Here is a 21,875-nt window from a genome sequence, read left to right on the forward strand (position 1 = left end):
CAGTTTTTCTCTCTTTTACATCTCTTCTCTTTTTTCTAATTGAACACGCTCTAAACGTGGGTTTGGACGATATTTACGACCAGCTTTTGCTTCTGGTTTCCCATTTAGTTCTACATTATCACCAGTAAAGCCAATATTCATTTTTAATAAGCTACTTCCTACCCCGTATATGTCAACAGGTACGTTTTGAGCTTCAAATTCACGAATACGCTTCTCATCAAATCCACCAGTTACAACGATGTCTACATGCTGGAATCCTTCTTCATCAAGTGCTTTACGAAGTGCGAATACAAGCGATGGGTTTACACCACGTGGATCGAATGTTCCAAGTACTTCTGGGTGGCGAATAAAGTATTGATCAATCATCGTGCGGGACGTATCTACACGTACACCTTTTAATGTTGATCCAAATTCACGCGCTACGCGAAGTGCATCTGTAATGACATCATTGTTGTAATCAATTAATACAACTAATTCATCTTCTGGGAATTTCTTATGATATGCTTTTGCCGCTTCCACAACATCACCATTAAACATTTGAATTAATGCGTGAGGCATCGTCCCCATACCACTTTTGCCCCACCATTCATTCATCGCATGCGTCGCTTGTGCGCTCATACCTCCGATGTATGCTGCATAACCGTCACCAGCTTGTTGTGTATAATGATCATCACGATCTCCCATGAAAATAACTGGTTTTTCTTTATCTACGCTACGCGCAGCTTGGACAACGTTATATACGTTTGTCGCAACCGATGTACGACGAGCTAAAATCCCATCAATGACACCTTCTAAAAATCCGAAATTTTCATAAGGACCATGAATTGTTAACACTGTTTCAAATGGACTAATTTTATCGCCATCTTTTAAAGAGTTAATTTCAAGTTCCTCAGGATTTTTAGCGAATGTTTGTAGCAATGCAATTACTTCATCCGTTCCGCAAAGAACTGCATTTTCCTTTTGGAAAAATTGCATCGTTACAACACTTTTCGGGCGAAATTCTTCGATGATTTCTCTAGTCTTTAAAAAGTAAACGGCAGAGAACCAACCTTCTCCAACACGTTCGTCAAATTTAAATGTTTTATTTGTTAGTCTATTTATTTCACCTTTTAATTTTAATTCAATTTCTTTCATGTCGCTTTACTCCCTACTTTACTATCCAACATTTTCTCTTAGTATACAGCAAAACCGTTTACTATACATTTGTTTCCTGCATAGCGGCAAATTCATCCTCAGAAATAAGGACATCTCTCGGTTTCGTTCCTCTACCTTCAGAAATAATTCCTTGCGATTCCATCTCTTCAATGAGACGTGCCGCGCGATTATAACCGATGCGGAATTTTCGCTGTACAGAAGATGTGGACGCTCCCCCTTGTTCTACAACAAATTGACATGCATCAAGGAACAATTCGTCTTCCGACTCAGCTTGTTCTGTTTTCGCTAATAAATCCTCTTGCTTAAATAAGTAATTCGGCTTCATTTGCTTTTTCACATGATCAACTGTTTTTTCAATCTCATCATCCGATACATATACACCTTGTACACGAACTGGTTTAGATGTACCGTTCCCTAAGAATAACATATCACCACGGCCAAGTAATTTCTCCGCGCCCCCAATATCAATAATCGTACGCGAATCAACTTGAGATGATACAGTAAACGCAATACGCGTTGGAATGTTTGACTTAATTAAACCTGTAATAACATCTACAGATGGACGCTGCGTCGCTACTAATAAATGAATACCACAAGCACGTGCTTTTTGCGCAATACGACAAATCGCTTCCTCAACATCACCAGGTGCTACCATCATTAAATCGGCTAACTCGTCAATGACAATAACGATATAAGGTAATGTCTCTCCTGGAATTTCTCGCTCACTTACAATCGTATTGTAGCGAGTTAAATCACGAGCACCTGCGTGTGCAAACAATTCATAACGGCGTTCCATTTCCTCAACTGCCCATTTTAATGCAGCTGTCGCTGCTTTTACATCCGTAATAACAGGTGCTACAAGATGCGGAACAGAATTGTATGGTGCAAGCTCAACCATCTTCGGATCAATTAACATTAACTTCACTTCATGTGGTTTCGCTTTATATAAAATACTCGTTAAAATCGCGTTAATACACACACTTTTACCTGAACCCGTTGCACCCGCAATAAGTCCGTGCGGCATTTTTCGAATATCCGTTACAATTGGGTCCCCTGAAATATCAAGTCCAAGCGCAACAGTAAGCGGTGATTCACTCTTTGTGAATACAGGACTTCTTAAAATTTCGCGAAGAAATACTGGCTTGCTTTCTTTATTTGGAACTTCAATTCCAATTGCACTCTTCCCTGGAATCGGCGCTTCAATACGAATATCTTTCGCAGCTAAACTTAACTTAATATCATCACTTAAGTTTGTAATTTTATTTACTTTCACACCTGGGTCTGGCTGTACTTCAAAACGAGTTACCGCTGGCCCTTGCGATACATTAATAACATGTGCGCCAACGTGAAAATTATTAAACGTTGTATCTAATAATTCTTTCTGCTCCTCTAACCATTCTGTATTATCTAACGCTGATTGCTGTGGAATCGACAACAGCGCTAATGGTGGAACAGTATATGTCGGTGGTGTATACAATACATTTCGCATATCGTTCTCTCTTTGATTTACAACATATGCTTTCTCTTGTACTTCCGTACTTGAAATTGGCTTTTGTACTTGCTCTACCACTACTTGCTGCACGGGACGTTCTTCCACTTGTGATTCTACCACCTGCTGCATTGGGTTTTCTTCCACTTGCGGTTCTGCTACCACCTGCTGCATTGGTTTTTCTTCCACTTGTGGTTCTGCTACTACTTGCTGCACTGGGCGTTCTTCCACTTGTGGTTCTACTACCACCTGCTGCATTGGGTTTTCTTCCACTTGTGGTTCTGCTACTACTTGCTGCACTGGGCGTTCTTCCACTTGTGGTTCTGCTACCTCTTGTTGTACTGGCTTATTCTCTACTCGTACATTAGCAGAAGGCTGCATTGCATTTGCTCTAGCTGCATGTCTTTCCATTAATCGTGTTCTATCTTGTTTCAACATAACAACATTAAATGGTACATGGCGCTTTTTCTCACGTTTTGGTTCTTCTTTTTGTACAACTGGTTGCTCTTCTACGACTTGTGTTTCTTCTACAACTCGTTGCTCTTCTACGACTGGCGCTTCTTCTACAACTCGTTGCTCTTCTACGACTGGCGCTTCTTCTACAACTCGTCTATTTTCCTCTGTTTCTGCAATTAAAACATTCGCAAAGCTTTGAACATCTTTCTTCGTTTGTTCATCAGCCTCAGCAACATGTATGAATTCACTCTTTTGTTCAATTGCTTCATCTTCTTGCTGAATTTCCTCAAGTGCTACAAATGTCTCTACTACAGGCGCTTTTGTTTCTGCAATCACTTCTGTTTCTTCTGCTTCCGCAATTACTTCCACTTCTTCTGACTCTTCCGTTTCTGCAATTACTTCCACTTCTTCTAGCTCTTTTGCTTCCGCAATTACTTCCACTTCTTCAGGTGCCTCTGTTTCCATAACTACTTCTTCAAGCTCTTCCGTTTCTGCAATTACTTCTACTTTTGACACTTCTTCTGGTATTTCCACAATGATTGTTTCTTCAAGTTTTTCTTCTGCTTTGACAATCACTGATTCTTCTGGAGCTTGCTTTTCTACTTCAATAGTAGGTTGTTTTATTTCTGTATTACGTTTAATTTCTTCTGATAATATTGTATCCTCGTGCTCTACTTTAGAAGCTACTAATTCTTCTTGTAGATTGTTTTCGTTTAACACCACTACATCTTTTTCTAGCTTAGCACTTTCCATCTGCTCAGCTACTGTTTTATGAAGTAATTCATCCGCTGAAACTTCCTGCGGTGTACTCATTTCTTTAATCACTTCTTTTTCTTCTACTAAAGGCACTTGGCGTTCAATTTCATAACCGTTTTTCTCTAGCCATTGATCAACTACTGACTTTTCTTCCTTTTTATTCTCTTCATATTGTTGCTCTCCTTGCTGGTTAGCAGCTCTATGACTAGAAGAAGTTGGTGCTTGTCCTTCTGAGAAATCAGATAATTTATATCCTTTTTTCTCTAACCATGCATCAACGACTGATTTACCCTCTACAGATATTTCAAGATCTTCTCTTTCTTTTACTTCCTCCTGCTTTTCAACCTTTTTCTCTACTGAAGGACGATTATATCCATAAATTGGCGAAATCATTTCTGTTGGACGAAATGGTCTACGGTTACTCTCTTGCGAAGGTGCAGATGCCTTTTTAACGACAGACTCCCGCACCGGTTCATATTGCACTTCCGGTTCTTCATATGTAGAAACAACCTTTTCCACATACGGTCGTCTGCTTCTTTCCACCTTTATTCCTCTTTGGGCAGTCGGTTCTTCATATGCTACTCCTTGAACAGGTTGTTCTTCAAAGCGATTTACTTCGCTTTCATCCTCTTCATCGAACCCATTATCCGGTACTAAAGGAAAACGGCATTTACCTGCATTCCTACTTGCCATTTGTGCTTCTCTTGCTTCAGTGTAGTGGTTTACACGAGGAATTTTCGGCTGACTTTCAATTTGCTTTGGTACTTCTTTATTCATCGCTGTTTGTTCTTCCTCTTTGTTAAACAGCTTTTTCATCCAATCTAACATGCTTACCACTCTTTCTACTAAATAGTAACATCCTTTATTGTATCAGCATTCGGCAAAAAGTGCAGGTAAAATTAAGCATGTCATATTTATCCACAATATTCTAATTTACGAGTGTTTTCATATGGAAAAACGCAGCCTTTCATGTAAGACTGCGTTTAAGCTTTACTCTTCCGATATGCATCTACACTATCCGTTACACTTTGCAATAAAGAATTTACATACTGCGGGTCAGATAATTTTTTGTCTTCTTCATAGTTTGACATAAACCCAAGTTCTAATAACACACCAGGAACCTTTGCCCAATTAAATCCAGAAAGATCATCCCGAAATTTAATTCCATTTACTTTTACTTGCTGGTTCTCCCTCATTTTATTTACAATCATTTGAGAGATTTGAAGACTTTCCGCATAAATCTCTTTCGTATACGGACTTCCTTCTGCCGGCGTCAATACAGCAAACCCACTTTCGTTTGGATTTTCAGAACCATCTGCATGAAGACGTAAAAATAAATTCGCCTTATGATTATTTGCGAATGTCGCCCGTTCTTTATTACTTATATCAACGTCTTGTGATGTTCTCGTCATTAATACTTGTATCCCTTTTGCTTCAAGCTTTTCTTTTAATAAAAAAGCCATTTCTAATACAAGTACAGCCTCTCTCTTTTTCGTCACAACACCTGTTGTACCGTCTGTCACTTTATATTTTTGCGTTGTTGCCCCTGGTCCAATTGGCTCTAAATTTAAATTCGCTTTTTGTTGATGTCCTGGATCAATAACGACGAGAAACTTCTCTTGTTTTTCATTCCCCTCTACTTTTTGTTCATTATTTTGCACTGGTTGCTCAGTTGGCTGTACTGGCGTAGTTTCTTCTTTCTTTTCCTCAGATGATACTTCCTCTTGCTTATGTTCTACTTGCTCATTCGTTTGAATTGCTTGTGACTCTTCATTCTTTTCTTGTTCTTGCTGCTTTTCTACCGGTGCGTCTTCTTTGGTATCTTTGTTTTTCTCTTGTATAGAAGATGTAGTTTCTTTTTTCGGCTGCTCTTGTGAACAACCGGCCATATATATTCCAATGAATGCAATCATGCTCATTATTTTTATATACTTCATACTTCTCTCCCATCACTTTGCACCGGATTCAAAGTTTTTCTTATAATTGCCCTATAATCTCATCCATATTTCCAATATAAACTGGCTGCCATTTTTCTGTACCACGTTCTGCAGTATAAACCGGATAAGCGTCATCATCTATATTTACGAAAACTGGATCGCCCATATCCGTTTCATATCCAATTGTAATCCATCCTTCTTGCCACTTTCCGTTTTCTTCACTTATTAATGAATTTTTATGTTTATCGTATCGGTAACCGATTTGTCCTTTTTCTAATTCACTTTCACTAAACACATATATTTCATAAGTACCTAGCTCAATATCTTGCTGTTTTGAAGTTTCAATTCGTTTTAGAAGTTCTGCGATTTTTATTTGTTGTTTCATACGTCTATCCCCTTCTATTTTTCTAAATTTTAACTAGTTTGTTTATAAAATACAATATAGATTTTAAGAAAAAAGGTGACATCCTTATAATATGAATGATTTTTTGAATATATCTGTCACAACTCTACATATATCAACGATTTTTCAAATATATCTATCGTAACTCTACATATATCAACGATTCGACACGGAATATCGACTTACCAACAAAAAATGACAAAACAAAAAGAGAGGCTGCCCAAAAGGACAACCTCTCTTTTCTTATATCAATTAAAATTTAAACTCTTGTCCAACTTCAAAGCTATCTTCTAATACAAGAATACCTTTTTCTTGTGGAGCATCTGGAAGCTCTAATTCACATGCAGAGCAGATCATTCCAGAAGAAGGAATACCGCGAAGTTCTGCTGGTTTAATTAACATACCACTTGGCATTACAGCACCAATTTTTGCAACGACAACTTTTTGTCCTGCATCAACGTTTGGTGCACCACATACGATTTGTAATGTTTCTGTACCGATTTCTACTTTACAGATGTTTAGCTTGTCAGCATTTGGATGCTTTTCTTTTTCAGCTACATAGCCTACAACAAATTTCGGAGAAAGATCTGCTTCTACTGTTTCTTCAAAGCCATTCTTCGCTAAAATTTCGTTGATTTTCTCTACAAGCTCTTTCGTTAATGTAAGGTTGCCTGTTTCTTTTACTTCTAAGTAAGAAGATGCATTAAAAATGTTGAATCCTGCTGTTACATTGCTTTCACGATCATATACGCGTGCAACATCTCCTTTGCGATCAAAAGTACGGTTCTCTAAAGTAATATCTTGTAAGGCAACAATTAAAGTGTCACCAATTCCTTCAAGGTTGTAAAAAACGTTCACTTCGTTCATCCTTTCTCTTTTCCATCTGTCTTCTTCCGATTTTTCGCTAAAATAAAGATTGGTTCAAATTCTCCATCTTCATATACGAATGAAAGTGATGTAATCGGAACATGCCCTTCGGCAAAAAATTTCATTGTCATTTGTGCAATAATATCATAACCGATTTCGTTGACGATATCAGCAATAATTAATACATCTTGGTGAGGAACAGCAACAACCATGTCACCAGAAATCTTTTCACGCATCGATTGTAGTAACGATTCGTTTAAAATACGAGTCGCGTCATACCCATCATTTGTGTTTAAAAAGTAGAATGTATTACCCGCTACTGTGTCTTGTTTAAATTCATAACCTAATGAGCGTGCGTTGAATAATGCCATTTCACGCACTTGCTGTTCTGTAAGTTCTAATTTTTGTAATAGACGCTCATCAATTAGTCGATACGTTTTATTCGAATCTAGCGCGTAGTAAATACGTGTTTCCGCCGTATGATCCGTCATAATAAACGGATTTCCTTCTTCTGCTTGTTTCGGGAAAGAAGTAGAGCGAATAACAGGTAAAATTTTCGCTCCGCTATTTTCTTCTTTATGCATCGCAATTAGCGCTTCTTGTACGTAATAAGCAACTTCTTCAATTGCCTTTTCCTTGTTCACTTCCCATTTTGCCACAACTCCTGGAAGCGATACGTTAATACCTTTTTTGGAGTCTTTTTGTTCAATACGTAAAACTTCTTTCTCACTATCATACTGAAAGTCCCATTCTGGGCGAGATAATTTCTTTATTAACTCATCTTTCATCTTTTTACTTGTCATCTTCATCTCTTTTTTCCTCCCTTCCAAAAAAATAACCTCCCCCGCGAAGGTAGAGGTTGTTTTACAATTCAATTGGCAAATTGCCTTATTTTAAACCTTCAATGAACTCTTCGATTTGTTCTTGTGTTTTACGATCTTTGTTTACATAGCGACCAGTTTCTTCACCTTTATTGTACGCTACAAAGCTCGGAATGCCAAATACGTCTAATTTTACACATAGATCAATAAACTCATCACGATCTACATAGTAAAATGAGAAATCACTATATTTCTCTTCTACTTCTGGCATAAATGGATCTACAAAGCGGCAGTCTGGGCACCATTCTGCTGAGAACATAAAGACTACATTCTCTTCATTTTTTAACTGTTGGAATTGCTCCATGCTTTCTAATGACTTCATCTATATTTCCTCCTCTAACGGGTGCATTTTTCATGTTATAATCTTTCTTTTATACTACCATACATCGCGCATGGTGCAAGGTTTATGCTTGCTTTTTGTCATACCTATATTGCCCAACTAACAACTTAACAACGTGTACAAATAATTCCGTGCGGTCGACATAATCATCTGTAAAAATACCGATAGCACCTTCGTGACTACGAATATCTTTTCGCTGCACAAACTCTTCCATCACTTCGCTTAATTCCTTACCATCTTCAAGAGGTGCTAAAAAATCGTCTGGTAACGTAATACGCGCTCCTCCGGCCACAAATACTTTCCCATCCATTGTTGCTAGCGCGCCCCAGTTACACATAAATAAACCGTGCTCCGTTTTCATTACGCCGCCTTCTAGCCCAATACCAATTGGAGCTTCTCCTTCCTCTAGCGCTCGCTTCGCTCTATTAATCGCTCCTTGCATCGTCTCTTCATCTGAGAAAGGCTGAGCTGATACTCCTGACGGAACAGAAAGAGATGTAATTTCAGCATCTTTCCAAACCTTCTCCACAGCGCCAACCTTCGTTTTATTCTTTGATCCTACTACTACTTTCATTTCGTTCACCTCTATAAAAATTCATCATTCTATTCTAATACCTCTATCAGATACGAATTAAGCATCAACCACTACCACATATCACCAAGTCATCTATTCAGCCAAAAAAGAAGGTTTTTTCTAGCAACATTACCGTCTTCAAAAACAAAAACAGCCTTCCTCTCACTTCCTACTTGGAGTCTTCATACATCATTCGAACACCAATTAAGCACTGACCGCTCCCACTCATCGCTGGGTCATCTATTCAATCTAAAAAAGAAGGTTTTTTCTAACAACATTACCGTCTTCAAAAACAAAAACAGCCTTCCTCTCTTTTCCTATCTAGGGTCTTAATACACCATTCGAGCACCAATTAGGCACTGACCGCTCCCACTCATCGCTGGGTCATCTATTCAATCTAAAAAAAGAAAGGCTCTTCAGCCCTTCTTCCTCTCTACGCGTTATTCTTAATTGTCTCTAACGTCGTTTTATCTGTTGTTCTTACAAGCTTCGTAATTAATTCTTTCGCCGCTGCATAATCATCAACATGTAAAATTGAAGCATGTGTATGAACGTAGCGCGCACAAACACCAATTACTGCTGATGGGATACCAGAGTTACTTGTATGTACACGGCCCGCATCTGTACCACCTTGTGAAATAAAGTATTGGTACGGAATGTTGTTTGTTTCTGCTGTATCTAAAATGAATTCGCGTATTCCTCTATGTGTTACCATCGTGCGATCGTAAATACGAAGAAGAGCACCTTTTCCTAATTGACCGAACTGTGTTTTGTCACCAGATGCATCGTTTGCTGGACTTGCATCAAGCGCATAGAAAATGTCTGGTTGAATCATATTTGCAGCGGTTTGCGCTCCGCGAAGACCTACTTCTTCTTGTACAGTAGCACCAGAATATAATGTATTTGGTAATGTTTCGTCTTTTAATTCTTTTAACAATTCGATTGCAAGACCACATCCGTAACGGTTGTCCCAAGCTTTCGCCATAATTTTCTTCTCATTTGCCATCGGTGTAAACGGGCAGATCGGCACGATTTGTTGTCCTGGTTTTACACCAATTTCAATCGCATCTTCATAACTATCTGCACCTATATCAATTAACATATTTTTTATATCCATCGGTTTTGCACGTTGCGCGTCACTTAATAAATGAGGAGGAATAGAACCAACAACCCCAATAACAGGACCATTCTTCGTCATAACTTGTACACGCTGTGCTAATAAAACTTGGCTCCACCAGCCGCCTAACGTTTGAAAACGAAGCATTCCGTTTTTCGTAATTTGCGTAACCATGAAACCTACTTCATCCATATGACCTGCTACAAGAACACGTGGGCCAGTTTCGTCCCCTTTTTTCAGACCAAATACGCTACCTAAACCGTCTTGTACAATTTCATCCGCATATTTGCTTAATTCTTGTTTCATAAAACGGCGTACATCATGTTCAAAACCTGATGCACCTTGTAATTCTGTTAACGTACGAAATAATTGTAATGTCTCTTTATTCACGAAGTCCCCTTCTTTCAAACCTTAGTAGAATACCTCTTTTATTGTAACGAAATTTTCGAAATGTTTCTAGTTTCTTCTTTTTTAACTGTATTTGCTTTATAATTATTATCGGTACACTATTTTTATTTTATAGAATTGAGGTGAATATATGAGCTGGAAAGGTTTAGTAGCAGGTCTTGGCGTTGGGTTCGCAGCTGGTTATCTCGTTGCAAACAAAGTACAAGAACAATCCCATATTTCTTCAGAAAAAGCATTGAAAATGGTGAAACAAGCATTAAGTCATAAAGGTGAAATTACTGGCTCCTGGGTACATATGGTTCCAGAGACATTTGAAAAATATGATGTCGCATATGAAGTTTATCGCGGCGGTCTTACAACGATGTTAAATGATATACAAGAACGATTTGAATTTTTAGTTGATGCTAAAACAGGTACTGTTTTAGAGGTTATAGCAGCATAAAACGGAGGGTTCCCATTAGGTGAACCTCTTATTTTTTTGAAATTGCGAGTATTGTTTAAAATTATATCAGCGATTTTTCGAATATATCAGTGCAACTCAAATTATATCGGCGATTTTTTAAATATATCGACTTACCGACAAAACCCCACAATAAAAAAGAAGCTGCTCCAATAAATATGATGGAACAACTGCCTATTTTTATGCTTCTATACTCGTTTTCCGTTCTATTTTTTCTACGATATGCCCTTCCTCATTCCACTTCACAGCACGATAATATGCATCATGATAAAACGTAAACCACGCCTCTTTGTCAGCACCATACTTCATCCACTTTTGTTTATTTTCAATCGAGGTCATCGGATAATCATCGTATGCCATTACCCATAATACATTTTGATGCGCGTGCGTCGGCAAGAGATCTGCTAAATGTAGCATCGTTTCCCCTTGACTCTCCAAAGCGATGACTGCATGTCCATCACTATGCCCACCCGTATGCGCCATCTTGATTTCATCTGTAATTTCTATTTCTTGCTGGAACGTAACAACTTGATCTACAATTGGCTCCCAATTTTCCTTCCAATATGTATTACGTGATCTAATGTTTGGATTCCTCATTTCATTCCATTCTGTTTCACTTACGTAAACTTTCGCATTTGGAAATGCCGGCACAAGGTGATCATCTTCCCATTTTGTTAGACCAGATGCATGATCAAAATGAAGATGTGTCATTAAAACATATTGAATATCTTCAGGCTTTAATCCCTGTTTTTCTAACGATTCATAAACCGATGATTCTTCTGTTACACCTTGATTTCGTTTCATCTTCTCATTCAACTTACCGTTTCCTATTCCTGAATCAATGAGCATATTTCCATCTTTCGTTTGTAAAAGTAACGGATCTGTTCGTAAGTAAATATGATTTGTGTCATTATGTTTATATTTACGTGACCAAAGTACTTTCGGCACAACACCAAACATTGCCCCTCCATCTAAATGTGTATTTCCGCCTTTTAACCACGTTACTTTTATATCTCCAATTTGTAACTGTTCCATTACACATCCCCCTTTCAATTAATCTTAACATAAAATTCTGATTATTTTAGATGTAAAAAAACCTATGCATTACTGCATAGGCTCTGTACGATATTTTGCTTCAACTCGGTAAATACGATGACCTTTACTAGAGAATTTCTCTTCGTATTCAGTCATGATGTTACCTTCAAAGTCGCTGTTATGAAGATCTAAGCTTAAGTACGTTAGTAACATACCATACTCAGCCATACTCATAAGAGAATATTCAAATAAACCTTGATTATCTGTTTTGAAATGAATTTCTCCGCCTTCTACTAACACTTCTTCATAATTGCGTAAAAACGTTTTATACGTTAAACGACGCTTCGTATGACGCTTCTTTGGCCATGGATCTGAGAAGTTTAAATAAACGCGATCAATCTCACCTTTTGCAAAGAAAACTGTTAAATCTTCAGCATCTTTATTAATTAACTTTAAGTTCGGCACTTCTTCTTCAATTAATTTATCAAGTGCATCTACAACAACACTTGTGAATTTTTCAATTCCAATATAATTAATATGTGGATTCGCTTTTGCCATATCATACATAAAGCGGCCACGACCTGTACCTACTTCAATATGAATTGGTTGTTCATTTCCAAATACTTCTTTCCAGTTACCAGCGCGCTCCTCTGGGTTTCCGATTACGATATGTGAATACTCATTAATTCGATCCATTGCATATGGTTTATGTCTTAAACGCATAGATGTCTCCCTCTCTTTACAAAACTATTTTAAAGGAATAATTCCTTCTTTCTGTTTTTTAATCAATCTACCAAACAAAAAACCAAGTACGTACGAGCACTCGGTCCGTTTCTTTCAAGTATAAGATGTACCATTTTGATAAAAACTACATACAGCATTAAACATTCCATGACGAAACAGCTTTTTCTCTTACATTTGAAGAGAAAAACAATCGAAAGGATGATCCGTTCATGCCAATTAATCAACAACATCAATTAGAAGTGCTGAAAGATATTTTAGTCAACCACCAAAGTGATTGCTGCGGGACAGTTTCAGAATGCGAGCAATTAGAGCGCCTCATTCAATCGTTACTCGCAAACGATAATATAAGTAGTGACGCTAAAACAATGCTAAACGATGTATATTCTTATAGTCAATCGGGTAAATCTTCCTCTAATTTGGACAACCATATTTCCAATAATCAAGAACAACTTACTCAGTGGATTGCTGGAATGGACAATTTTTCTTAAGTATTATTCTGAAGCAAGTAGTTGCTGTAAATATTGATGCCAATATTCAGCTTCTGCTTGCTGTTTTTTTGTTGTATGCCATTGAATAGACAAAATCGTTTGTGCTATCACATACCATCTCATGCGCCTAAGCAGCGATTCATCCATTTCAATATCATAAAAACCGAGCCACTCACTCCACTCCTGGCGCGGAATGTACCAATATAATAACATACCAAGGTCTAGAGCTGGGTCAGCAATTACAGCTCCATCCCAATCAATTAAAAACAACTCATCTTCATCCGACAATATCCAGTTGTTATGGTTTACATCACAATGGCATACAACGAATTCATTGTATTCAATAGTTTTTAATGAATCCATTAAATATTGAAGGCCTTGCTGAATTGTTTCATCATCCCTTATATCTCCTCTTAAAACGAGTTGCAGTTGTTGTAATAACTCTTGTGCGTGAAGCGGTTGCTTCCCAAGTCTTTGAATCATCTGTACAAGCGCTTTAGAGGAGTGAATTTTCTTCAAAAGTTTCGCAACACGTTCTAGTTTCATATCCTCTGGCTCTAACTTCTGTCCCGGAAGCCATTTTTGAGCAGAAATTACATCACCGTTCGTTACCCTTCTTGTCCAAAGTAATTTTGGAACAATTCCTTCTGCTGACAATACCGCTAAAAAGGGCGATGTATTCCGCTTTAAAAATAACTTCTGTTGTCCGTTTTGCGCAATATATGCATCGCCCGTTACTCCACCAGCCGGTACAAGACTCCACTCTTTTCCTAATAATTGTTCCAACCATTCCATATTCATTACCCGTTAACAAATCCTTATCTTTTATAGTTATGAAAAGAAAAACCGCAACATTTCTACACATGTTGTGGATTCATATATTTTACTGTAAATGAAAAGAAAAATTAGCCTAAGCCAAAAATCCTCTATTTTATTTTACAAAACCTGTCATAGAATGACAACTTATCAAAATCGTCACCTTTGTCAATTCTACATTTATTACATTCTCATCGTCAAGTAGCGATTTGTCACATTATCGTCAATATATACGTGCTAATTGGAGCGAGCTTAAGTTCCTTTCCTCTAAATGAAGAAATTGGCTCTATTTTCGCTTCGTTTTCGTTTACTAACACATGCCACGTTGCTTCTTTCGGAAGTTGCACAGTTTTAGCTTCTAAACCGCTATTAAATAAGACGATAATCTCTTTCCATGGCCCAAACGTTTCTGCATGCTCTAGGTGATATGCAAGTACTTCTGTAGATGTTTGTAAAAAAGTCATATGTTTTTTTATAAGGTCTGCGCTTTGTAATCGGAATGCCCCATGCTCTTTACGAATCGCAATTAAACCTTTTATATAGTTAACAGTCTCTATCTCTTTCTCTTTTTGATCCCAATCTAATTGATTAATCTCATCATTTGCATTATAACTATTTTCATTTCCTTTCTTCGTACGATAAAACTCTTGCCCTGCGTGTAAGAAAGGAATGCCTTGTGAAAGAATAACCATTGCGCTCGCTAACAGGTGACGTTTTTTCAAAATCGTTTCTGATTCTTCATTACTGCGCACTAGTTTATCCCACATCGTCATATTATCATGACATTCTACATAGTTAATGCTTTGCGCTGGCTCTAGAAACAGCCCTGTTTCTTTCATACTTAAAAGACTTCCTGCTGCAATATACTGCAAATGATTACAGTCTACATGCCCACCAAATGCAAAACCACGCTTATTTATATGAAATGTACTCCCTTTTATCCCATCACGAAATTGATCATTAAACTGCGCGATATGTGGCATTTTCTTCGCATTATTTAACGTTGCTTTTTCTTTGGCAGGAAGCGGTGTTTGTAAATCCCATCCTTCTCCTAATAACAAAGCATCTCGTTTTATGTTTCGCACTTCTTTTTCTATCATATTCATTGTATCAACATCTAAAATTCCCATTAAGTCGAATCGGAATCCATCGACATTGTATTCAGTAAGCCAATATAAAATAGACTCTACAATGAATTTCCTCATCATTTTCCGTTCAGACGCTATATCATTTCCGACTCCCGTCCCATTAGAAGGCATACCATCTTCACCATGACGAAAATAGTATCCTGGAACAAGCTTTTCAAATGATGATAGCTCTCTTTCATAAACATGATTATAGACAACATCTATAATCACCCTAATACCTTGTTCATGAAATGTTTCAATTAGTTGTTTGCACTCAACTATCCTGTTATACGGATCAGAGGGGTTTGTAGCATAATATCCTGTTGGTGCATTGTAATATAATGGATTATATCCCCAATTATAGGCGGACGAAGGATTCGCCTCATCTACACCACCGAAACAATATAAAGGTAATAGTTCAACATGTGTAACACCTAAATCTTTTATATGGGACAACCCTGTTAATGTCCCATTCCGTCCTGTTGTTCCCTCTTCCATCAATCCTTTATATGTTCCCTTTTGAATTACTCCACTATTTGGATGTATAGTCGCATCACGAATATGCAGTTCATACAATATGGCATCTGTCATTGATTGTAATGTTGGTAATCCCTCTCGTCTTGTTACATTCGTTTTTTCTAAATTGATAACAACACCATGTTTTCCATTTACCGTCACCGACTTTGCATAAGGATCTACAGCTTCGTTCCATATTAAATTAATACAAACGAGAAATGTATAGCGTGCTCCGTCTAAATCACCTTGTAATGTTTGAATCCAAACTCCGTTTTCTCCCCTGTACATTTCATGATCGGTATATTCTTTATCGCTCTTATAAATTCTTACTTTCGCAAGCCTTGCAGTTGGGGCCCATACTTTAAATGTCGTTTCTTCTTTTTGATAAACAGCACCTAAATCTGTACCTTCGTAATAATACTTTTCATCGAAACTTTTTGTTCGAATAACAGCACCTATTTGTAAATCAGTTTCTTCATTCCGTTCATCTCGTACTGTATAATACTTCCCCACATCTAGCGGCTCTTCTATAAAGCACTCATACTTCGTTGCATCTGGAAGCGCAATAGTATGAGCAATCGGTAAATCTTTCACATTACTTCCTTCTTGCAAACGAAATGTCCGACTTGTTCCATACGCATGTGGGAGCAAAATTGTAATTTTATTCATTTCATCTAAATAGGCATCAAATGGACGTTTTACTTTCAACATAAAAAAATCACCATCATTCTCAAAGTTAAAATAAAGTGAAACTTTAATGAGCGAGAAAATTTTTCCATCCTCACTTATTATTAGCCTTCACCAATTAGGCGAGATAAAATGAGCTGCAAATGATAAGGCTTTTCTTATCAACAAGACTCTATACAGTAACTCCATTCTTCTCTATAGTATATTCACCTGCATAAAAAACGTTTTCAACATTCTATTTTTGTAATTTTATTTCAGCAATCGATTTATACTTCGGGGTTTCTTTCACGTGGGATTCGTATAAAGTAATTGTATCTGCTTGAAATGATATTTCAGGCACTTCTTTTATACTTTCTAAACGAAACTTTTCTTCTCCTATCCATTTACGAGCAACGGTAATATGCGGGTGATATGGGCGTGTTTCTAGAGAAAATCCATTTTCTTCACAAATGGCATGTATTTGCTTTTGCAACTGAAACAAATCGTGATTCTCACTTACCTTCGCCCAAAAAATACGAGGCTGATCTTCCCTACCAAACGTTGAAAAACCTTGTAATGTGAACGATAGTTCTTTTGTTTCTGCAATTGTTTGTAATCCATTCTTTATTCCCTCTAATTGTTCCCCCGTTGCACTCCCTAAAAATGAAAGGGTAATATGATAGTCTTCTTTATGTACCCATGAACGAAATTGTAATTCCTCTTGCATATCCTCTTTATAGTTAGACAGCATTTCTTTTATATGATTCGGTAACGTAATTGCGACAAAATAATGCAGTTCCATGTACATCTTCTCCTTCTTTTCTATTGTTGCTTTTCTTTCTTATCTCATTCAGGTAAAAAGAAGCCGCTCTCCAAAATAGAGAGCGGACATTATTTATATATCCATTACTTCGCTAATTCATGAATTGCTTGCGCGTAAATTGCTGTTGCTTTCAATAAGTCTTCAATTTCGATATACTCATCTTTTTGATGCGCAAGTTCTTCTTTTCCAGGGAATAGCGGGCCAAATGCCACACCAGCTTTTAATGAACGAGCATAAGTACCGCCGCCGATTGCTAATAGTTCTGCTTTTTCACCTGTTTGTTCTTCATACACACGTTGTAACGTACGGATTAATACGTGATCTTTATCGACGTGATGTGGGCGAGAATTAGAATAGTCAGCCACTTCAAAACCATGCGTACCAACATATTCTTTCAACTTCACAATTATTTCTTCAAAGTTAGTTGTAACTGGGTAACGTACGTTTAGCCCTAAGTTACCACCGTTTTCTTTCGTATAAGAAATGCGACCGACATTCACTGTTAACGGACCGCTAATTTCATCTTTGTAAGCAATAGTAGCTTTTTCACCAAAAATATCACCAGTAAATGTTTCTGTTGAAAATGTCGCAAATGCAGTTGCTTTTCCATCAAGTGAAACTGTAGTTAAGAAGTTTGCTAATAATAAACCTGCATTTTCTCCTTTTTCAGGAGTAGATCCGTGCGCTGAAATTCCTTCTATTTGCAACGTCACTGTATTTCCTTCTATAGTCGATTTCCCTATTTTTTTAGCAGTTTGTAAATACTCTTCATATGCTACTGTAAGTGCATTTACATCTTCTCCTGTGATAACTGCTTCTGCAAAATCAGGAACCATATTTAAACGGCGCCCTGAATCAAATGAAACAAGTTCATATGTACCTTTTTTCTCTTCACTACCATTTTGCACAACTTGTATATCAGAAATTCCTTTTTCTGCATTAATAATTGGAAAGTCTGCATCCGGTGCAAAACCAATTGTTGGCATTTCTTCATTTTTAAAGTAGTGATCTACACATTTCCAATTGCTTTCCTCATCTGTTCCTATAATCATACGAACACGTTTTGAAAGAGGTAAGCCTAATTCTTTCACAATTTTCATTGCATAATATGCTGCCATCGTTGGGCCTTTATCGTCAATTGCACCACGTGCAAAAATCTTTCCATCGCGAATATCCGCACTATATGCGGGAGTCGTCCAGCCATCTCCTTCTGGTACAACGTCAACGTGACAAAGAATACCTACTAATTCTTCTCCTTGTCCCATTTCAAGATGACCTGCATATCCTTCTAAATTTTTAGAAGCAAAACCTTCAGCTTCTCCTTTATGTAACATGAAAGATAGAGCTTTTTCTACACCTTCACCGAATGGTGCGCCCTCTTTCGCAGATTCTTCTTCCCATACACTTTTAATTTGTAAAAATTGTTGTGTATCACGAATTAAATCATCTTTTCGTTTTGCAACTTCTTCTGTCCAATTAATCGCTGACATCACGCATCCATCCTTCACTATATTGTTTCTTTCATCATAACAAACAGAAATCTCTTATGCCATACACGAAAACTAAATACCGAACAATTGTAATATTTCAGATATTTCTTATTAGTTTTTCTTTTGTTTTTTCAAAAAAATTTGCAGGAATTTGGCGTTTTACGTAGAATTTTATGTGTTAGTTGACTGACCATATATACAATGTCAACTACCAATATTTTTCTATATGAATATTTGTTAAATTTCTGTAAAATTTAAGTAGATTAAAGCATGAATTTTATCATGTAGAGTACAATGGTAGTAACGACCTTCTTTCCTGAATGGGGTCAAAAAAACTAGTAGAGGAGTGGTTTTCTCTTGAAACCTACAACTACTCGTATGCTAACACGCATTAAATCAATTTATATGTACATCAATGAAAACGGAACGGTAACGACGAAAGACCTTGTAGATGAGTTCGGGATCACACCGCGAACGATACAACGTGATCTAAATGTGTTGCAGTTTAATGAACTCGTGTATAGCCCTTGCCGCGGTAAGTGGACAACAACAGGAAAGAAAGTGAGAATGACCTCATAACGAAAAATAATTGTATGGTAAATAAATACATACCCCTTTCTAATGATTAGAAAGGGGTCTTTTCTGCGCCTATAAAGGTACTACTTTTCAGTATCTACTTGATATGTTTTTAACATTTCTACTTCTTCATCTGTTAGCTCTCGGTATTGTCCAAGTTCTAGTTCTTCATCTAATACTAACGGACCCATCTCTGTTCTCTTTAGGTAGACTACTTTTTTTCCTACCGCTTCAAACATACGCTTCACTTGATGGAATTTCCCTTCCGTAATCACAAGCTCAATTTCAGAAATATCATCGCTTTTCAATATTGTAAGTGCACCTGGCTTTGTTTCATAGCCATCGTCTAAAATAACACCTTTAGCAAATTCTTTTACATCCTCTTCTGTTACTACTCCTGCAACGTGTGCATAATATTTTTTCGGCACATGCTTTTTCGGAGATAATAATTGATGTGATAACTTCCCATCATTTGTTATCAATAAGAAGCCTTCCGTATCGATATCAAGTCGTCCAACTGGGAACGGATCAAAGATTGCATCTTCTAATTCTAATAAATCTATTACTGTTTCATGATTATCATCTTCCGTCGCTGAAATAACACCTTGTGGTTTATGCATCATTAAGTAAACAAATTCTTTGTATTCCACAACTTCACCGTGAATCATAACTTCTTGCTCTTCTACATTTACATGAACTTTCGCATCTTTTACTGGCGTTCCATCAATTTTCACAACGCCATCTTTCAATAATTTCTTTACTTCTTTTCTACTTCCATATCCCATATTTGCTAATAATTTATCTAATCTCACGTTTTTCACCTTCTTTATTTATCATAGAAAAGGGGACGTAATTACGCCCCTCTTGATTTCAACTTTATTTTAAATCTACTACCAAGTTTACGTTGAATTTTATCTAATGCTTCTCCACCAAATACTCTTTCAAGTACTCCTGTGCGAATTGCTAACAATCCGTAAACAAGACCGCCAATACCTGCACAAATCGCAACTGTTATAAGAGCACCAATACGGCCATCAGGCGAAATCATGAAGGATAGAATCCATTGTGATAGTTTTACAGCAACGACCATTATAAGTGTCAGTACTGCAATTTGGAATGTTCTTTTATATACAACACCGAATGAATAGTGTGCGTATTTTTTAATTTGTTGATTTGTGTACCAAACAGAAGCTAAGAAACCAACTGCTGTCGCTAGAATTGCTCCTACTGTACCGAAATAACGAATAAAGATTACGTTACATACAAATTTCAAAATAACGCCCATTATAAGCGCAATAATCGCATGCTTCTGCTGGTTAATACCTTGCAGGATTGCTGCTGTTACTGTAAATAAAGCGAATAACAACGCAACTGGTGCATACCACATTAATACTTGTCCACCTAGTGGATCTGAATCGTAAAACGCAGTATAAATTGGATATGCAAGTGAAGAAATACCGACAACTGCTGGCAATGTTAAAAACATATTTGCCTGGAATGTTTGTGTAATTTGTAATTTCAAATAGCGGTATTGTTTTTCAGTAAATGATTTTGTGATTGCTGGTACAAGTGTTAAACTAAACGCTGTTGCAAGTGATACAGGAATCATAATTAACTTATGCGTCCACATTGTGAAAATACCGAGAGCTCGCTCTGCGATATCACCTTGACCAATCGCCTGCATAATTGAGTTAAATGTCAATGTATCAATTTGTTGATATAAAGGAATTGTTAACCCAATTACAACGTAAGGAATCGCATATGCAAATAACTCTTTAAACAATTGAACGGTGCTTACTGTTGATTCTGGTACAGTTTGTTCAATTAAATATTGATCCAAATATTTTTTACGTTTTAGCCAGTACCAAATTAACACACCGAGTGCTCCAACCGCTGAAACGAACGCAGCAAATGTCGCTACTCCAACTGCTGTTGCAACTGTACCGCCAAGTACTTTAATAACGATAAAACTACCTGCTAATAAAAAGACGATACGAATAATTTGTTCAATAATTTGTGAAACGGTAGTTGGTCCCATAGACTGGTGACCTTGGAAATAACCACGAATTAAACTCGCTGCTGGTACAACAATAAGCGCGAAGCTTACAAGACGAATGATCGTCGTAACTTCTCCTACATTATTGTGTATACTTTGTTTACCAAGCATCGCTTCTGCAAACAATGGCGCCGTCATATACAGTACTAGGAACGAAAGAACTCCTGTTACTATCATCATAACCATTCCCGAGCGGAACATTCTCCGGCTCGTTTTATAATCGCCAAGCGCATTATATTTGGAAACAAATTTTGAAACAGCAAGTGGCACACCTGCCGTTGCGATACTTAAAAAGATCGTATATGGAATGTATCCATATGTATAGAGCGTTCCGCCTTCTGTTCCTACTAATGCATGAAACGGAAAGACGTAAATCATGCCTAAGAACTTTACTAAAAATGTCCCTAGCGTAACAATAAGCGTTCCGCGCAGAAATTTCGAATCGGACATACAAAAATCCTCCTACATCTACATAAAGTGAAACTATAATTAGTTGGAGACTTCTCTCCTACTCCTTATTAGTTGAACCATTCGAGCATTTACAGGCTAACAGACTCCCTATTTACTTCTCCTAAATCTTGAGGTTTTAGTCTTATCGCCTACAAATGGCAGGATAGTGCTGAACTCTAACTTTTGTATTGTACCACAATTCTCTCATTAAGCAGTACTTCACTCTATTTTTCTTTTAAGGGAAA

Annotated in this window: 20 protein-coding genes; 3 read left to right on the forward strand and 17 right to left on the reverse strand. The window is 37.2% G+C overall.

Features of this window, described 5'->3' with window-relative positions; translation table 11 throughout:
• Nucleotides 1-15: 15 nt before the first annotated feature.
• The 9 genes from MHH55_RS17795 to MHH55_RS17835 form a co-directional block, all read right to left on the reverse strand.
• Complete coding sequence (locus tag MHH55_RS17795; RefSeq protein WP_000658370.1) at nucleotides 16-1,134, reverse strand: nicotinate phosphoribosyltransferase; 1,119 nt, start codon at nucleotides 1,132-1,134, stop codon at nucleotides 16-18.
• 61 nt (nucleotides 1,135-1,195) lie between these two features.
• Entirely contained in the window at nucleotides 1,196-4,684 is a 3,489-nt protein-coding gene (locus MHH55_RS17800; RefSeq protein ID WP_078186244.1) for a DNA translocase FtsK, read from the reverse strand.
• A gap of 155 nt (nucleotides 4,685-4,839) precedes the next feature.
• Complete coding sequence (locus MHH55_RS17805) at nucleotides 4,840-5,793, reverse strand: N-acetylmuramoyl-L-alanine amidase (RefSeq protein WP_000874046.1); 954 nt, start codon at nucleotides 5,791-5,793, stop codon at nucleotides 4,840-4,842.
• Nucleotides 5,794-5,833: 40 nt separating this feature from the next.
• Nucleotides 5,834-6,178, reverse strand: coding sequence for a hypothetical protein (locus tag MHH55_RS17810; RefSeq protein WP_000813166.1), 345 nt, complete (start codon nucleotides 6,176-6,178; stop codon nucleotides 5,834-5,836).
• A 270-nt stretch (nucleotides 6,179-6,448) separates the two neighbouring features.
• Complete coding sequence (gene ytpR / locus MHH55_RS17815; protein ID WP_078186245.1) at nucleotides 6,449-7,063, reverse strand: YtpR family tRNA-binding protein; 615 nt, start codon at nucleotides 7,061-7,063, stop codon at nucleotides 6,449-6,451.
• A complete protein-coding gene (locus MHH55_RS17820; protein ID WP_000784588.1) occupies nucleotides 7,060-7,872 on the reverse strand; it encodes a DUF1444 domain-containing protein in 813 nt (270 codons plus the stop codon). The genes ytpR and MHH55_RS17820 overlap by 4 nt, the downstream gene beginning before the upstream one ends.
• Before the next feature lie 79 nt (nucleotides 7,873-7,951).
• Nucleotides 7,952-8,266: a thioredoxin family protein gene (locus MHH55_RS17825; RefSeq protein WP_000838193.1), complete on the reverse strand. Its 315-nt coding sequence runs from the start codon at nucleotides 8,264-8,266 to the stop codon at nucleotides 7,952-7,954.
• A gap of 82 nt (nucleotides 8,267-8,348) precedes the next feature.
• Nucleotides 8,349-8,858 (reverse strand): DUF84 family protein, encoded by a 510-nt coding sequence (locus MHH55_RS17830; protein WP_078186246.1) that lies wholly within the window; start codon nucleotides 8,856-8,858, stop codon nucleotides 8,349-8,351.
• Nucleotides 8,859-9,291: 433 nt separating this feature from the next.
• Entirely contained in the window at nucleotides 9,292-10,365 is a 1,074-nt protein-coding gene (locus MHH55_RS17835; RefSeq protein ID WP_001031514.1) for a M42 family metallopeptidase, read from the reverse strand.
• A 148-nt stretch (nucleotides 10,366-10,513) separates the two neighbouring features.
• On the opposite strand from MHH55_RS17835, the gene MHH55_RS17840 reads away from it, so the two are divergent.
• Nucleotides 10,514-10,825: a PepSY domain-containing protein gene (locus MHH55_RS17840; RefSeq protein WP_000118543.1), complete on the forward strand. Its 312-nt coding sequence runs from the start codon at nucleotides 10,514-10,516 to the stop codon at nucleotides 10,823-10,825.
• 198 nt (nucleotides 10,826-11,023) lie between these two features.
• Here MHH55_RS17840 and MHH55_RS17845 read toward each other — a convergent pair whose 3' ends face one another.
• Both MHH55_RS17845 and trmB read right to left on the reverse strand, forming a co-directional pair.
• Nucleotides 11,024-11,878: a YtnP family quorum-quenching lactonase gene (locus MHH55_RS17845; RefSeq protein WP_016080031.1), complete on the reverse strand. Its 855-nt coding sequence runs from the start codon at nucleotides 11,876-11,878 to the stop codon at nucleotides 11,024-11,026.
• 69 nt (nucleotides 11,879-11,947) lie between these two features.
• Nucleotides 11,948-12,601, reverse strand: coding sequence for a tRNA (guanosine(46)-N7)-methyltransferase TrmB (gene trmB, locus MHH55_RS17850; RefSeq protein ID WP_001239383.1), 654 nt, complete (start codon nucleotides 12,599-12,601; stop codon nucleotides 11,948-11,950).
• A gap of 230 nt (nucleotides 12,602-12,831) precedes the next feature.
• On the opposite strand from trmB, the gene MHH55_RS17855 reads away from it, so the two are divergent.
• Complete coding sequence (locus tag MHH55_RS17855) at nucleotides 12,832-13,110, forward strand: YtzH-like family protein (protein ID WP_001122235.1); 279 nt, start codon at nucleotides 12,832-12,834, stop codon at nucleotides 13,108-13,110.
• Nucleotides 13,111-13,113: 3 nt separating this feature from the next.
• On the opposite strand, the gene MHH55_RS17860 is transcribed toward MHH55_RS17855, so the two are convergent.
• The 4 genes from MHH55_RS17860 to pepV form a co-directional block, all read right to left on the reverse strand.
• A complete protein-coding gene (locus MHH55_RS17860) occupies nucleotides 13,114-13,911 on the reverse strand; it encodes a phosphotransferase family protein (protein WP_078186248.1) in 798 nt (265 codons plus the stop codon).
• 227 nt (nucleotides 13,912-14,138) lie between these two features.
• Nucleotides 14,139-16,280, reverse strand: coding sequence for a type I pullulanase (pulA, locus tag MHH55_RS17865; RefSeq protein WP_000921750.1), 2,142 nt, complete (start codon nucleotides 16,278-16,280; stop codon nucleotides 14,139-14,141).
• 211 nt (nucleotides 16,281-16,491) lie between these two features.
• Nucleotides 16,492-17,037 carry an RNA 2',3'-cyclic phosphodiesterase gene (thpR, locus tag MHH55_RS17870; protein WP_048656116.1) on the reverse strand — a complete coding sequence of 182 codons (546 nt, stop codon included), beginning with the start codon at nucleotides 17,035-17,037 and terminating at the stop codon, nucleotides 16,492-16,494.
• A gap of 104 nt (nucleotides 17,038-17,141) precedes the next feature.
• On the reverse strand, nucleotides 17,142-18,548 hold the full coding sequence (gene pepV, locus MHH55_RS17875) for a dipeptidase PepV (protein WP_078186249.1): 1,407 nt from the start codon (nucleotides 18,546-18,548) through the stop codon (nucleotides 17,142-17,144).
• A 357-nt stretch (nucleotides 18,549-18,905) separates the two neighbouring features.
• Here pepV and MHH55_RS17880 point away from each other — a divergent pair, with 357 nt between their 5' ends.
• Nucleotides 18,906-19,127 carry a DeoR family transcriptional regulator gene (locus tag MHH55_RS17880; RefSeq protein WP_000805512.1) on the forward strand — a complete coding sequence of 74 codons (222 nt, stop codon included), beginning with the start codon at nucleotides 18,906-18,908 and terminating at the stop codon, nucleotides 19,125-19,127.
• Nucleotides 19,128-19,207: 80 nt separating this feature from the next.
• On the opposite strand, the gene MHH55_RS17885 is transcribed toward MHH55_RS17880, so the two are convergent.
• Together MHH55_RS17885 and MHH55_RS17890 are read right to left on the reverse strand one after the other, a co-directional pair.
• Nucleotides 19,208-19,936 (reverse strand): pseudouridine synthase, encoded by a 729-nt coding sequence (locus MHH55_RS17885; RefSeq protein ID WP_001234947.1) that lies wholly within the window; start codon nucleotides 19,934-19,936, stop codon nucleotides 19,208-19,210.
• A 41-nt stretch (nucleotides 19,937-19,977) separates the two neighbouring features.
• The gene (locus MHH55_RS17890; RefSeq protein ID WP_001284028.1) at nucleotides 19,978-21,630 is read right to left on the reverse strand and encodes a putative polysaccharide biosynthesis protein; all 1,653 of its coding nucleotides are present in this window, start codon (nucleotides 21,628-21,630) and stop codon (nucleotides 19,978-19,980) included.
• Nucleotides 21,631-21,875: the final 245 nt, after the last annotated feature.

This window comes from Bacillus sp. FSL K6-2944, assembly GCF_038005385.1.
Classification (GTDB): domain Bacteria; phylum Bacillota; class Bacilli; order Bacillales; family Bacillaceae_G; genus Bacillus_A; species Bacillus_A cereus.